Raw genomic sequence first — 13591 nt, 5'->3', positions numbered from 1 at the left:
ATCAGCGAGCCGAGGCCAGCTGATTGAAGGCCATGCCGGTCCCCTCGAGCGCCCGATCGATCACCTCGTCGGTGTGTGCGGTGCTCACGAACCAGTTGTGCCGCGGATGGAGATAGACCCCGTGCTCGAGGGCTGCCTCCGAGAACTCGAAGCTCAGTTTGTGGTCGACGTCATCGACGAACCGCAGGTACGGCATCTGGCTCGGCCCGGTGTACGCGATCTCGAACCCGGCGGCATTGGCCTGATCGACCAGGCCGGCCTTGAAGCGGTCACCCGCTCGGCGTTGCAGGCCGACTCCGTCGATCCTCCGCAACTCGGCGATCGTGGCGAGCGCCGCCGCCATGGGCACCGCGGCGAACCAGAAGGTCCCGGTGCTGAAGATCGAGGTGGCTGCATCGCGCAGAGACTCGCGACCCAGGATCGCCGACACGGCGTAGCCGTTGCTGATCGCCTTGCCCCACACGCTGAGATCCGGCTCCACGTCGACGTCGCGCCAACTGCTGCCCAGGTGGAGCCGCATCCCACACCGCACGTCGTCGAGGATGAGTACGGCACCGGCCGCGTCGCACCCCGTCCGCAGGGCCCCGGCGAACTCGGCGGTGATGAGCTCCTGATCGACCCCGTCGTTGTGCTTGAACGGGGTGATGATCACGCCGGCCAGATCGCCATCGGCCTCGGCGAACGCGTCGCGCAGGCTCGCCAGGTCGTTGTAGTCGAAGTAGACGATGTTCTCGCGATCCGCGGCCTGGATCCCGGCGACTCCCGGCGTGCACCAGGGCGCCGCTCCGTGATAGCTGTGTCGCTCGACGAGGATCTTCGCTCGTCCGGTCGCCGCCCGCGCGATCGTCAAGGCGGTCGTGGTGGCGTCCGTTCCGTTCTTCGCGAAGTACGCCCAGTCGGCGTGGTCGACCATGTCGACCAACAGCTCGGCCAGCTCGACCATCCGCTCGGACGGGGCGTTCTGACAGTCCGCGAGCGCTCGTTGGCGCGCCGCCGCCTCCTCGACCGCGGGATGCTGGTAGCCCAGCACCATCGGTCCGTACCCGAGCAGGAAGTCGATGAACTCACGACCGTCGACGTCGCGGATGATCGCCCCGTTGCCGCCGGCCAGGAACTGCGGGAAGTTCGCCGGGAAGAGGCCGGCTCGCTGGTGCCCGTACATGCCGCCCGGAACCACGCGCGCGGCGCGGCTGCGAAGGCGATGGTCGGCGGACTCACGAAGGGTGGTGCTGGTGTTCGTCATCTCTCCATCTCCGAATCAAAGGACCGTGCGGGGTCACAGGTTGGCGGCATCGGTCCGCCGCACCCGCGCGTAGAGGGCGGTCGCCGTCAGAGCGAGGCAGCCGAGCAACGCGTACTGCCAGGCGGTGGACAGCCCCATGAACACGGCCGCGTTCTGGAGCACCTGCAGGAACGCCGCGCCGAGTAGCGCGCCGATGAAGCTCCCCCGTCCGCCGAACACCGATGCGCCGCCGAGCACCACCGCGGTGATGCTCGCGAAGGTCAGGCTGACTCCCGCTGTGGCGTCGCCGACTCCCGTCTGCGCCATGAAGCACAGCGCACCGAGCAGGGTGAAGACGGACGAGAGCAGGTACGCGAGCATGTGTGTCGGCGTCAGGCGGATGCCGATGCGGTGCGCCGCCGACTCCGAGGACCCGACCGCCCGGATCGACATCCCGGCCCGCGACCGACGCAACCAGCGCTCCAGCCCGATCATGAACAGCACGCCGACGATCACCGAGACCGGCATGAAGCCGATCGAGTACGTCAGCGCATCGGTGATCCGGGTGGCGATCGCCCCGCCTGGGGTCGGTCGCAGGGTGAGTGAGAAGCCCTGCAGCCCGACGTTCGTCACCAGCGTGGCGACGATCGGCAGAACCATGCCGAACCGGACCAGTGCCCCGTTCGTCAGACCCACCGCGCAGGCCGTGGCCAGCATCAGCAGTAGGCCGGTGATCCAGACCGACAGATTCTGGCCGTCGACGAGGTAGAACGACGCGATGACGACCAACAGGCCCGCCAACGGTCCGACCGAGATGTCGATCCCGCCGGTGAGCATGACCACTTGCTGCGCCGCGGCCAGGAACAGCAGCGGCGCCATCAGCAGCAGAATGTTCCGGATGCTGAACGTCGACAGGAACAGTGAGTTCTGGTTCGCGGCGACGGCACCCAGCACCACGATCGCGACCGCCAGCAGGCCGCTCGGCCCGTAGTCGCCGGCCAGGAACCCGGTCAGTCTTCCGGATCGGGAGCGGGTGGTCGCCGCTGGGTCGTGGTCGACCTCGGTGGTCAGCAGATCGGCGCGGTGCGCCGCCTCGGCGATGTCCGTCTCGTGGACGCCGTCCTCAGCCAACGACCTCGTGATCTGCCCTCTCGAGAAGACCAGCACGGTGTCACACAGACCCACCAGCTCTGAGCTGTTGGAGCTCAGGACGACGACTGCCTTGCCTGCGTCCGCCTCCTCGCGCAGCAGCCGGTAGATGTCGGCGCGCACCCCCACGTCCACTCCCTGGGTCGGCTCGTCGAAGAGCACGACCCGGGGGTCAGCCAGCAAGGTGCGACCGATCAGCACCTTCTGCTGATTTCCCCCGGAGAGCTGGCTGATGGTCGCCTCACTGTGCGGCGTCTTGATCGCAAGGCTGGCGATGGACCCCGCGACGGCGCGCGACTCCTCACGGTTCGAGATGAACCCGGCCCGAGACACGCTCGGCAGGGAGCCGAGGGTCAGGTTCTCCCGCACCGACATCTGCATGGCCAGGCCCTCGATCACACGATCCTGCGGCACCAGCGCGATCCCGGAGCCGGCCGCTCTGCTCGGCGTCGCGACGGACACCGCCTCGCCGTCGACGAGCACCCGACCACTCACCACGTCGTGACCGGCGAGCCCTCGCAGGAACTCGCGTTGACCGTTGCCTTCGACCCCGGCCAGCCCCACGATCTCTCCAGCGCGGAGCGTGAAGGATCCACGAGCACCCGATGCCGTCTGGAGATCGCACACGTCGAGCAGCGTCCGGGACTCGGCGGCAGTCGGCCGCTTGTCCGGATAGATCGCTCCGACCGACCGACCGACGATCTGCCCGATCACGTCCGCTTCGGACAGACTGGAGGTGGGCGCTGCGGTGCCCAGCACTCCGTCGCGCATCGAGATGATGCGATCGCAGATCTCGAACACCTCGGGCAGTCGGTGGCTGATGTACAACACACCCACTCCGCGAGCCGTCAGGCGACGGATCTGCTCGAAGAAGGTCGCGACCTCCTGCCGGGTGAACGCCTCCGTCGGCTCATCGAACATCACCACCTTCGGGTTGCCGACGAGAGCGCGCGCGATCTCGACGGCATGGCGTTGAGCCACGGGGACGTCGTGGACCCTGGCCGCGACGTCGATCTGGTAGCCCCACTCGCGCAGCTGCCGGTCGGCCCACGCACGAGCGTCCGAGAAGCTCGGGCGCTCGTGCGCTGGAACGCCGAGGAGCATGTTCTCGACGACGGTCAGATGCGGCATGAGGGCAGGGTGCTGGTGCACGACCGACAGGCCCAGCTCACGCGTGCGGCTCGATCCGCTGCCGACCAGGTCCTGCCCGGCGAGCTCGACGGACCCGCTGTCCGGAGGGACGGCCCCGCACGTCACGCCGATGAGCGTCGACTTGCCGGCACCGTTGCCGCCGACGAGGCCCAGTACCTCTCCGGGGTACACATCCAATGAAGCGTTGTTGAGCGCACGGACGCCCGGGTAGGTCTTCGTGATGCCCCGCAGGCTCAGAACCGGCTCAAGGGGCCCAGATGAAGACATTCAGTCCTCCTGAGGGTCGTACGGGCGGCTAGTTGAAGACCTTCTGCAGCTGCTCCGGCTTCAGGGTCGACGAGACCGAGGCCTCCGGCGGCAGGCTGGGCTCGCACCGGACCGGCTTCGAGTCGTCGGTCGTGTCCTCGAAGATCGGTACCGTCACGATGTTCGGCTCGTCGTTGTCGATGCCCTGGAAGTCCGCGACCGCCTTGCGCAGGGCGATCCTGACCAGCCACGGACGGCCGTCGATCGACATCATCGGGAAGGCGTCACCGGCCTTGTCGTAGGTCTCCCAGAGACAGGACAGTTCGTTCAGGTCGACCGTGGCGATGGCCGGGGTGGACCGCTTCGCTGCCTTGACCGCCCGGAGTCCCGCGACCACCACCTGGGAGGAGTCGCTGATGATCCCGTCGATCTGCTGGTACTGCGTCAGGAGTCCGGCGACGACCTTCTGCCCCTGCGTGGGCTCCCAGTTGGTGTCGTAGGGCTGCCCGGACTTGTTCAGCAGCTTGACGTTGCTGCAGTCCGAGTTCGACGCCATCTCCTCCTCGACGGCCTCGAGCTCCGTGAGGCTCTGGGTATTGCCCGGCGTGCCGCCGAGGAAGACGATGTTGCCGCCCTCCGGCTGCAGGGTCTGACACATCCAGGCCGCCCAGATCCCCCCTTCCGCCGCGGTGTTGTTGCTGACGAAGGTCGTGTAGTCGACGCCGGGGGTGCCTCCGGGGTTCGACGTGTAGGGAACGACCGACACGCCGGCCTTGAACGCCGTGCGGAAGGTCGGGAGCATGGCTGGCCCTGAGTCGGGAAACACCACGAGACCGTTCACGCCCTGCGCCACGAGAGCGTTGACGTCGCTGATCGCCTTCTGCGGGTTGTTCTGTCCGTCCGCGTAGGGCAGCACCTCGATGTTGTCGCACCGACTTGCTTCGTCCTCGAACTCCGCACGCGTCACCTTCCGCCATGCGTTCCCGCCCTGGCCGTCCGCGAGCGCCACCTTCATCGGCTTGTCGCCACAGAAGTCAGTGATCTCCTTCAGCTGACTGGTGTCGCCGGTGGTCAGCTTCTGCTCCGACCCCGTCTTCGTCTCCGAGGCATCGGGCGGAGCCACGCTGCATGCCGACATGGCGATCAGTACGGCGGAGACCGAGAGGCCGATGGCCGCTTTCCGCACGGGGTTCTGCCTACAACTTGACATGGTTCGTCAGTTCCTCTCTCGGTTCTCTCTCTGAAACGGCGTCTCGAGCTTCTTGCCGCCGCGTCCGGCCTGCCGGAGTCAGCGCACGGGGCAGGCGCAGGCGTTGAACAGCGATGCCGGCCGCCAGGACCAGCGCCTCGACGAGCCGCTGCCCGGCCGTGGAGGCGCCCGCCGCGAGCACCACCTGGGACAGCTGCGTCAGGAAGACCGCGCCGATCGAGCTGGACAGCACGCTGGCGATCCCGCCTGTCATCGCGGTCCCGCCCAACACGGTCGCCGCGATGCTGGGCAGCAGGTACTGGTCGCCGATGAACAACGTCGGGGTCCGGACCCAGCCGGCGAGGATGATCGCTCCGACCGCGTAGCAGACCGCCGCAAGCACGTAGGCGCCGACGACGTAGCGATCGGTCCGGATGCCCATCGTCGCGGCGGCGGTGCGGTTGGCCCCGACCATCAGGAAGACCCGGCCCCGGGTCGTCCTCTTCAGCAGCACATGGGCGACCGCGACCACCGCGACGGCGACGAACGCCGGCGTGGGCACACCGATCCACTGTGCCGACATGAAGGTCGTGAGGGCCGGCGCCGCGGGCGTGGGGAACTCGTTCGAGACGATGTAGATCACGCCGAGCCCGGCGGAGTTCGTGGCGAGCGTGACGACGAACGGCGTGATGTTCAGCTTCGTGGTCGCGAGTCCGTTGACCAGGCCGAAGGCCGCGGCGACCACGAGAGTCAGCACCATGGCCAGCGGAAGCTTGGCATCGTCTCCGTCGGCGAACTTCGTGACCACCACTGCGGCCAGACCCACGATCGCGGGGACCGAGAGGTCGATGCCACCCTGCGCGAGCACCAGCGTCTGGCCGACCGCGATCAGGGCGAGGGCGGCGGCGAAGGGCACCATGCCGGCCAGCGCGCCCGAGTCGAGACTGCCGGGCGCGATCAGCGGGCTCATCACGAACAGCAGGACCGTGGCGACGCCGATCCAGGCGAATCGCATCGCCCGAGGAGCGCGGATCATCGCCGGCACCGTCCGACGGCGCGGCCGCCGTCCCGGACCGGTGGCGACGTTCCCGCCGTCGACCAGGGACCGGCATCGAGCCGGGGGGTGGTGGCGCAATCCTTCATATCGCTCCGTTCGGACTGTGGGCGCATCGCCGGCGCTTCCTCTGACAGGGGCGGCCGGCGACCTAGGTCGGTGACGACACGGCCTGCGAGCCTCGCCCCGCTGCGACCGAGCGCTATCGCTCCGGCAGCGCCGTGACTGGGCACGCGCCGAACATTGACATGCTGCATGCAGCATGTCAATAGTGCATGCATAATGTCGTCGTGCCTTCTGATCAGACGCCGCAAGGAGACCCCGTGCACCCAGACCCGCCCGCTCCGGCGAGAGTCGCCGTCGCCCAGGTGGGCGCGACGGCGGGCGCGCTCGACCGCAACTTCGAGGCGACCCTCGAGCAGATCAGCGCCGCGGGCCGCCTCGGTCACGATCTGGTCGTCTTCCCCGAATGCCATCTGACCGGCTACCTGTTCGACGACCCGCGCGCCACCGCCGCGGCGGCGATCGGGCTCACCGATCCCCGCATGGCGGGTCTCGTCGACGCCTGCCGCCGGAGCGGCGTCCTGGCCACGGTGGGCTTCCTCGAGCGCGACGGTGATCGCGTCTACAACTCGGCGGCTCTGGTCGACGGGCGAGGAGTCGTCGGCCACTACCGGAAGCAGCATCTGCCCCACCTGGGGGCGGACCGGTTCGTGGCCGCGGGGACGGATCGCGGTCCCCGGGTGTTCGACACGAGGATCGGGCGCGTCGGCCTGATGATCTGCTTCGATCTCCGCTTCCCCGAGTCGGCGCGTGTGCTCGCGCTCGACGGCGCCGACATCATCGCGATGCCGACCGCCTGGCCGAGCTCGGCACACCTCCTTGCTGAGCACTTCACGCGCGTCCGGGCCGCGGAGAACCTCGTGTACCTCGCGGTCGCCGACCGAGGCGACGTGGAGAACGGGACCGCCTACCTCGGGGGCAGCCAGATCGTCGCTCCGAGCGGGGAGGTCCTGGTCCGCGCCGATCGTTCCGAAGGCGTGTTCGCGACGACCGTCGACCTGACGGCGGCGCGCGACAAGCGGCTGGTGTTCCTCCCCGGCGAGTACGAGCTGGCGCCCTTCGAGCAGCGCAGACCGGAGCTGTACGGCGTGCTCACCCAGACCCCCGAGAACTAGGCGAAAGGCAGACCCCATGTGTGGACCCGAGATCATCACCGACGAGGTTCGGAAGAAGATCGCAGCTCACGCGGCCCGGTTCCGGGAGGTGACGAGGTCCCCGTTCGGCGCAGATGACGAGATCGGGATGCTCAACCTGCTGTCGCCCGAGGCGGCACGACGCGCCGTCGCCCGCGCCGACGCGGGCGCGGCGATCGACCTCTCCGTCGACCTGTTCATGGGCATGCCGTCCTGGACCAAGGCGGGCGACCCGCCCTTCCAGCAGTGGATGACGCACACCCCCGGGGGCACGGTGCTCGACGACCTCACCGGGGCCGGTCGGGTGCAGAACGAGCTGGTGGCGTACTCAGGGGACGCGATGTCGATGTATACACACACCGGGACGCACATCGACACGCTGAACCACTTCGGCTATCGCGGCGAGATCTGGAACGGCTTCTCCGCCGAGCAGCACCTCAGCTCACGGCACTGGCTCAAGTGCGGCGCGGACAAGGTGCCGCCCATCATCGGCCGGGGCGTCCTCTTCGACGTGGCCGCGCTGCACGCGGTCGAGATGCTGCCGGACAACTACGGGATCGGCGCTGCCGACCTCCAGGGCTGCCTGCAGCGTCAGGGCGTGACGTTCAACCCGGGAGACATCGCCCTGGTCCGCACCGGACGAATGTCGCAGTGGCCGGACCCGACGCGCTACATCGACAACAGCCCCGGACTCAACCTCGAGGGCGCGCGCTGGCTGGCCGAGGCCGGAGCCTCGGTGATCGGTGGCGACAACTCGGCGCTGGAGCAGATGCCGGCAGATGACGAGGAGAACTGGCAGGTGGTGCACACCTACCTGCTGGGCGAGGCCGGCGTACCCATGATGGAGCTGGTCGACTGCCAGCAGCTGTCCGCGGACGGGCTGTTCGAGTTCGCCTTCGTCGGAGCCTGCCTGAAGATCCGGGGCGCCACCGGCGCCCCGATGCGCCCCCTTGCCATGCCCTTCACGGCCTGACGCCTCCCGAAGCCACCCCGACGAGAAACGAGCCACCCATGCCCGACAATCCCGCCACCTCGGCGATCGACGCGAGTCGCACCTCCTATGGAGACGAGGACTTCAGCCGGTTCCTGCGGCGCGCGTTCCTGGCTTCGAGTGGATACGACGACGTCGACCTCGATCGGCCGATCATCGGAATCGCCGTCACCACGTCGAGCTACAACACCTGCCACCGCGACATGCCCGCACTGGTCGACGCGGTGAAGCGGGGTGTCCTGGAGGCCGGCGGCCTGCCGCTGACGTTCCCGACGGTCTCGCTCGGAGAGATCCTCACCTCGCCGACCTCGATGCTCTACCGGAACCTGATGGCGATGGACACCGAGGAGATGATCCAAGCACTGCCCATGGACGCGGCGGTGCTGCTCGGAGGCTGCGACAAGACGGTCCCCGCTCAGCTGATGGCGGCCGCGTCCTCCGACAAGCCCGTTCTTCTCGAAGTGGTCGGGCCGATGATGACCGGCCAGTGGCGAGGCGAGCGCATGGGCGCGTGCACCGACTGCCGCCGCCTGTGGGCCGGCCACCGCGCCGGGGAGCTGGACGCGGCGGAGATCGCCGAGGCTCGGGGAGAGCTGGTCACGACCGCCGGCACCTGCGCGGTCATGGGCACGGCCTCGACGATGGCCTGCATGACCGAGACGCTGGGGATGATGCTGCCGGGCGGAGCAACGCCCGGAGCCGCCACCGGTGAGCGACTGCGGCATGGAACCGCCACCGGCCGACGGGCGGTCTCGATGGCCCGTGAGGGTGCCCCGCTGCCACGCGAGGTGCTCACCCGGGCGGCCTTCGACAACGCGATCAAGGTGCTCGCCGCACTCGGTGGCTCCACGAACGCACTCGTTCACCTGCTCGCCGTGGCACGCCGGGCCGGCGTGGAGCTCGAGCTGGCCGACTTCGACACGATCGGCGCGAAGGTGCCGCTGCTGGTGGACTGCAAGCCCTCGGGCAGCCAGTACCTGCAGGACTTCCATCACTCCGGCGGCCTGCCGGCGCTGCTCAAGGTCCTGGAGCCGGAGCTCGATACCGCTACCCGGGGGATCGCGGGGCAGCCGTTGAGCGAGTTGCTCGGGGACGTCCCCGAACGACAGGACTGGCAGACCACGATCCTTCCGCTGGACCGCCCCCTGGGTCCCGCCGGGGCACTCGCGGTCGTCCGCGGAACGCTGGCTCCGAACGGCGCGGTGATCAAGACGTCGGCGGCCAGCCCGCGACTTCTCCAGCACACCGGGCCGGCGCTCGTCCTGGAAGCCGACCAGGACATCGCTGCGGTGCTGGACGACCCCGACCTCGATGTCACGCCCGACCACGTGCTGGTGCTGCGCTCCGCAGGCCCCCGGGCGGCGGGCATGCCGGAGGCCGGCGCCCTGCCCATCCCGAAGAAGCTCGCACGCCAGGGAGTCCGCGACATGGTCCGGGTCTCCGACGCACGCATGAGCGGCACGTCGTACGGCACCGTCGTCCTGCACTGCGACCCCGAGGCGGCCGCCAGTGGTCCTCTCGCAGTGGTCCGCAACGGGGACCTGGTGCGTCTGGACGTGGAAAACCGACGCCTGGACCTCCTCGTGGAGGAAGATGAGGTGCAGCGCCGACTCGGTGAGTACAGCCCGCCTCCACTCCCGGAACGTGGGTGGCGCCGCTTGTACGCCGAGACAGTTCTGCCGGCAAGTCAGGGTGCTGACTTGTCGTTCCTGTGAGCGGGGCGCTAATGATGAGCACCCCGGCCTTGCCACCGAGAGGAATCGCACCGTGAAGCCACTGGTCATCGACCACGCCTCGCTGACCGAGCGCGTCTTCGAGCAGCTTCGCGACGCCATCCGCGGCGGCGAGCTCGCCCCGGGATCTCTGCACTCCGTGGTCGAGCTGTCGAATCAGCTCGGCGTGTCTCGGACGCCAGTGCGCGAAGCGCTGTTGCAGCTCGCGAGCAACGGCATGGTGCGGTTCGAGCGAAGTCGCGGCGTACGGATCCTCCAGCTGTCGACCAAGGACATCGAAGAGATCTACACGCTCCGTCTCCTCCTCGAGGCTCCCGCCGCCTATCTGGCCGCCACGCACATGTCCGACGAGCAGAAGGAGACGTTCACCGCTGCCTTCGACGGCATGCGCGCCGCGTGCGAGGCGGGCAACGAGAAGCTGTTCCAGAAGCACGACTTCACGTTTCACGAGACGATCCTCCGCGCGGCCGACAACTCGAGGGTGGTCGACGCGGTGGCGAAGGTGCGGTCGCAGATGCACTCTCTCGGGCTGTCGACCACGAAGACGCGAACGCTCGCGGACATCCTCGCGGTTCACGAGCGCATCTACGCTGCCGTACTCGACGCCGATGGCGCGGGCGCGGCCCGGGCAGCCCAGGACCACCTGCTCGGCACGCTGCGGATGCTGATCCAGCAGTCGACGGGCGACGGTGCCGACTACCAGGCGCCCGTGGTCCCCGTGTTCCCCGACTAGTGTCGTGCGTTGGAAGTTGTTGAGCGGTTGGCGTGCTCAGGTGGCGGCGCGCTCGCCGACGTAGACGGGCGGCAGCCGGTCGCGACCGAGCGCGGTGAGCGTCTCGTACCTGCTGCGGCCGCTCACGGCGGACCACTGCTCCGCCGTGGGCTCGCCGTCGTGGCCGGGGCCGAGCAGGGTGACCCGGTCGCCGGGGGCGACGGGCAGATCGCCCAGGTCGACCACGAACTGGTCCATGCACACCCGGCCGGCGATCGCGGCGGACGCGCCCGCGACGCCTACGGTCCCTCCCCCGCCGGCGAGCACGGGCAGGCCGTCGGCGTACCCGACCGGCACCAGGGCGAGCCGGGTCGCGGCGGACGTGCGGTAGGTGTGCCCGTAGGAGACGCCGGCGCCGGCGGGAGCGTCCTTGACGTGGGTGACCCGGGCCCGGACCGTCATCGCCTGGCGGAGGTCCACCGGAGCCGGCTGCCCGACGAGCGGGTTCACGCCGTACGCCGCGAGCCCGCAGCGCACCAGGTCGAAGCGCAGGTCCGGGCGGGTCAGGGTCGCCGCCGAGTTGGCCAGGTGCCGCAGCCTCGGTCGCAGCCCGGCGGCCTCGGCCACCTCGACGGCGCGCAGGAAGCTGTCGCGCTGCTCGTCGGTGGCCGGATGGTCGACCTCGTCGGCGCACGCCAGATGGGACCAGACCCCCACCACCCGCACGAGACCTTCCTGCTCGTAGCGGTGCGCCAGGGCGACCAGCGCCGGCCACTCGTCCGCCGCTCCCCCGCGCCACATCCCGGTCTCGGCCTTGAGGTGCACCTGCGCCGGGACCCTCATGGCCCGCGCCGCGGCGGCGATCTCCGCCAGCTGCGCGCCCGAGTAGGCCGCGACCTCGATGTCGAGTCCGATGGCCTCGGCGTACGGCGCCCGGGGCGCGGCCAGCCAGGCGAACAGCCGCGACTCGATGCCGGCCCGGCGCAGCGCGAAGGCCTCCTCGAGGATCGCGACGCCGAGGTGCGTGGCACCGGCCTCCAGCGCGGCGCGGGCGACCTGGGGCGCGCCGTGGGAGTAGGCGTCGGCCTTCACCACGACCATCAGCTCGGCCGGCGCACTGGCCGAGGCGAGCAGGCGGACGTTGTGGCGCACGGCGTCGAGGTCGACCTCGCGCCACGCCAGCGCCCGTTCACCCCTCGTGGGCGACGTCGGCGGCGGTACGACGAGCGCGTCCGTCATCTGCTCTCCTGGTTCGGGCCGGTTCGGGCCGGTTCGAGTCGGTGTCAGCAGGATGGCCCGACCGGCCGCCCGAGGGATTGGGCCAGGGGCACAGAACGGCGCGCGTGCATTGTTCTCGGGGCATAAAGCGGCGGTCGGGCACGCGAGTGGCACAGTGGTGCCGTGATCACCGCCGCCGGCGTGGCCGACGCCCTGACCCCCGCGTTCGTCGAGATGGTCCAGGCCGGCGCCGCGCGTCCCGTGAGCGGGCTCGAGGTCGTGGACCCCGAGGACCTGATGCCCGTCGAGCGGGGCGACCTGGTGGTGCTCGTCGGCACGCGCCGGGCGGACGAGGTGGTTGACGCCGTACGACACGCCGAGGCCGCGGCGGGACTGGTGCTGCGCCGTACCTGGGCCGACCTTCCGCAGGTGCGGGAGGCGTGCGCGGCCGCGGCCCTGCCGTTGCTGGCGGTGGCCGACGGGGTCCCGTGGTCCTCGGTGCTCGGACTGCTGCGCTCCGCACTCGACATCGCCCGCACGATGAGCCACCAGCAGGGACCGGTCGCCCACGTCTACAGCGACCTGTTCGACATGGCGGACAAGATCAGCGCCATCGTCGACGCCCCGGTCACCGTCGAGGACGCGACCTCGCGCGTGCTGGCCTACTCGACCGGACAGCACGACGTCGACGAGGCGCGGATGTCGACGATCATCGGCCGCCGGGTGCCGCGCGAGGTCCGCGGGCACTTCCGGTCCCTCGGCGTCTTCCGGCGGCTGGCCAGGTCGGACGAGCCGTTCTTCGTGCCCGCGGGCGAGGGCGGGGTGAAGCCGCGGTACGTCGTGCCCGTGCGCGCGGGCGGCGAGTGGCTGGGCTCGGTCTGGGCCGTGGTCGACGCACCCGTGCCCCAGGCCCGCGAGCGCGAGCTGGTCGCGGCGGCGCAGGTGATCGCGCTCTACCTGCTCCGGCTGCGGACCCAGGGCGAGTTGCAGCGGCAGGTACAGCTCGACCAGATCCGCTCGCTGCTGCGCGGCGAGCCGACCGAGCGTCCCGACTGGCTGCCACCGGGGCCGTGGCGGGTCGCCGCCCTGACCGGACCCACGCAGGCGGGAACAGCCGAGGCACGCTGCGAGCTGTGGCTGGCGCTGGCCCGTCGGCACGGGTGGCGCCAGCCGCTGGTCGCGGACCTGGACGACCGGGTGTACGCCGTGCTCGGCTCCGAGGGATCCGGTCCCGGCACCTGGTTCTGGCTCGGTGAGGTCGTGCAGAAGGAGTGGCCCCGCAACAGCGTCCTCGGCATCGCCGCGGGAAGCCCCGTCGGCACGCTGGCCAAGCTGACCGAGTCACGCCACCAGGCCGACGAGGTCGACCGGCTCGCCCCGGCCGCGCTGCCTCGACCGGTGGCGTCGGTCGAGACGTCCTGGGCGGCCCTCGTGGTCGCGCGAGCGCTGGCCGGGCTCGGGCAGACGCCCCTGGTGTCTCCGGTCGCGGCCCTGGTCGAAGCCGACCACGAGAGGGCCGGCACGGAGCTGACCACCCTGGAGGCCGTCATCGACTACTGGGGCGAGCCGCAGCGCGCGGCCCGGGCGCTGGCCGTGCACCCGAACACGATCCGCTACCGGATGGCCCGGCTGGCCGAGACCTGCCCGGTCGACCTCGACGACCCACTGCAGCGGCTCGCCGTCCGGCTCGAGATCGCTCGGATCCGGGCCGGCGGCTGACGTCGGGCCC

Annotated in this window: 10 protein-coding genes; 5 read left to right on the top strand and 5 right to left on the bottom strand. The window is 70.1% G+C overall.

Annotation, left to right across the window (positions count from 1 at the left end; all coding sequences use genetic code 11):
- Position 1: 1 nt before the first annotated feature.
- Genes FHU40_RS18015 through FHU40_RS18000 form a run of 4 tightly spaced genes read right to left on the bottom strand, consistent with a single transcriptional unit; the run spans position 2 to position 5994 of the window.
- A complete protein-coding gene (locus tag FHU40_RS18015) occupies positions 2 to 1243 on the bottom strand; it encodes an aminotransferase class III-fold pyridoxal phosphate-dependent enzyme (RefSeq protein ID WP_183593595.1) in 1242 nt (413 codons plus the stop codon).
- Positions 1244 to 1276: 33 nt separating this feature from the next.
- Positions 1277 to 3790 (bottom strand): ATP-binding cassette domain-containing protein, encoded by a 2514-nt coding sequence (locus tag FHU40_RS18010; RefSeq protein WP_183593594.1) that lies wholly within the window; start codon positions 3788 to 3790, stop codon positions 1277 to 1279.
- 28 nt (positions 3791 to 3818) lie between these two features.
- Positions 3819 to 4955 (bottom strand): substrate-binding domain-containing protein, encoded by a 1137-nt coding sequence (locus FHU40_RS18005; RefSeq protein ID WP_183593593.1) that lies wholly within the window; start codon positions 4953 to 4955, stop codon positions 3819 to 3821.
- A 10-nt stretch (positions 4956 to 4965) separates the two neighbouring features.
- Complete coding sequence (locus tag FHU40_RS18000; RefSeq protein ID WP_183593592.1) at positions 4966 to 5994, bottom strand: ABC transporter permease; 1029 nt, start codon at positions 5992 to 5994, stop codon at positions 4966 to 4968.
- A gap of 341 nt (positions 5995 to 6335) precedes the next feature.
- On the opposite strand from FHU40_RS18000, the gene FHU40_RS17995 reads away from it, so the two are divergent.
- Genes FHU40_RS17995 through FHU40_RS17980 form a run of 4 tightly spaced genes read left to right on the top strand, consistent with a single transcriptional unit; the run spans position 6336 to position 10665 of the window.
- Complete coding sequence (locus FHU40_RS17995; protein ID WP_221199891.1) at positions 6336 to 7190, top strand: nitrilase-related carbon-nitrogen hydrolase; 855 nt, start codon at positions 6336 to 6338, stop codon at positions 7188 to 7190.
- 16 nt (positions 7191 to 7206) lie between these two features.
- Positions 7207 to 8181 (top strand): cyclase family protein, encoded by a 975-nt coding sequence (locus FHU40_RS17990; RefSeq protein ID WP_183593590.1) that lies wholly within the window; start codon positions 7207 to 7209, stop codon positions 8179 to 8181.
- A gap of 38 nt (positions 8182 to 8219) precedes the next feature.
- Positions 8220 to 9914, top strand: coding sequence for a dihydroxy-acid dehydratase (locus FHU40_RS17985; RefSeq protein ID WP_183593589.1), 1695 nt, complete (start codon positions 8220 to 8222; stop codon positions 9912 to 9914).
- A gap of 52 nt (positions 9915 to 9966) precedes the next feature.
- Complete coding sequence (locus FHU40_RS17980) at positions 9967 to 10665, top strand: GntR family transcriptional regulator (protein WP_183593588.1); 699 nt, start codon at positions 9967 to 9969, stop codon at positions 10663 to 10665.
- Positions 10666 to 10701: 36 nt separating this feature from the next.
- On the opposite strand, the gene alr is transcribed toward FHU40_RS17980, so the two are convergent.
- Positions 10702 to 11883, bottom strand: coding sequence for an alanine racemase (gene alr, locus FHU40_RS17975; protein WP_183593587.1), 1182 nt, complete (start codon positions 11881 to 11883; stop codon positions 10702 to 10704).
- 162 nt (positions 11884 to 12045) lie between these two features.
- On the opposite strand from alr, the gene FHU40_RS17970 reads away from it, so the two are divergent.
- Positions 12046 to 13581, top strand: a complete 1536-nt coding sequence (locus FHU40_RS17970) for a helix-turn-helix domain-containing protein (RefSeq protein WP_183593586.1) — start codon at positions 12046 to 12048, stop codon at positions 13579 to 13581.
- Positions 13582 to 13591: the final 10 nt, after the last annotated feature.

Source organism: Nocardioides soli (assembly GCF_014191495.1).
GTDB lineage: Bacteria > Actinomycetota > Actinomycetes > Propionibacteriales > Nocardioidaceae > Nocardioides > Nocardioides soli.
Note: the sequence above shows the minus strand (reverse complement) of the source record. Positions and strands in the feature narration are given on the sequence as shown.

What these genes read in the sequence shown, in the direction of transcription:
- FHU40_RS18010 (WP_183593594.1), bottom strand. Translation starts at nt 3,790, where the DNA reads ATGTCTTCATCTGGGCCCCTTGAGCCGGTTCTGAGCCTGCGGGGCATC.
- FHU40_RS17990 (WP_183593590.1), top strand. Translation starts at nt 7,207, where the DNA reads ATGTGTGGACCCGAGATCATCACCGACGAGGTTCGGAAGAAGATCGCA.
- FHU40_RS17985 (WP_183593589.1), top strand. Translation starts at nt 8,220, where the DNA reads ATGCCCGACAATCCCGCCACCTCGGCGATCGACGCGAGTCGCACCTCC.
- FHU40_RS18000 (WP_183593592.1), bottom strand. Translation starts at nt 5,994, where the DNA reads ATGATCCGCGCTCCTCGGGCGATGCGATTCGCCTGGATCGGCGTCGCC.
- FHU40_RS18015 (WP_183593595.1), bottom strand. Translation starts at nt 1,243, where the DNA reads ATGACGAACACCAGCACCACCCTTCGTGAGTCCGCCGACCATCGCCTT.
- alr (WP_183593587.1), bottom strand. Translation starts at nt 11,883, where the DNA reads ATGACGGACGCGCTCGTCGTACCGCCGCCGACGTCGCCCACGAGGGGT.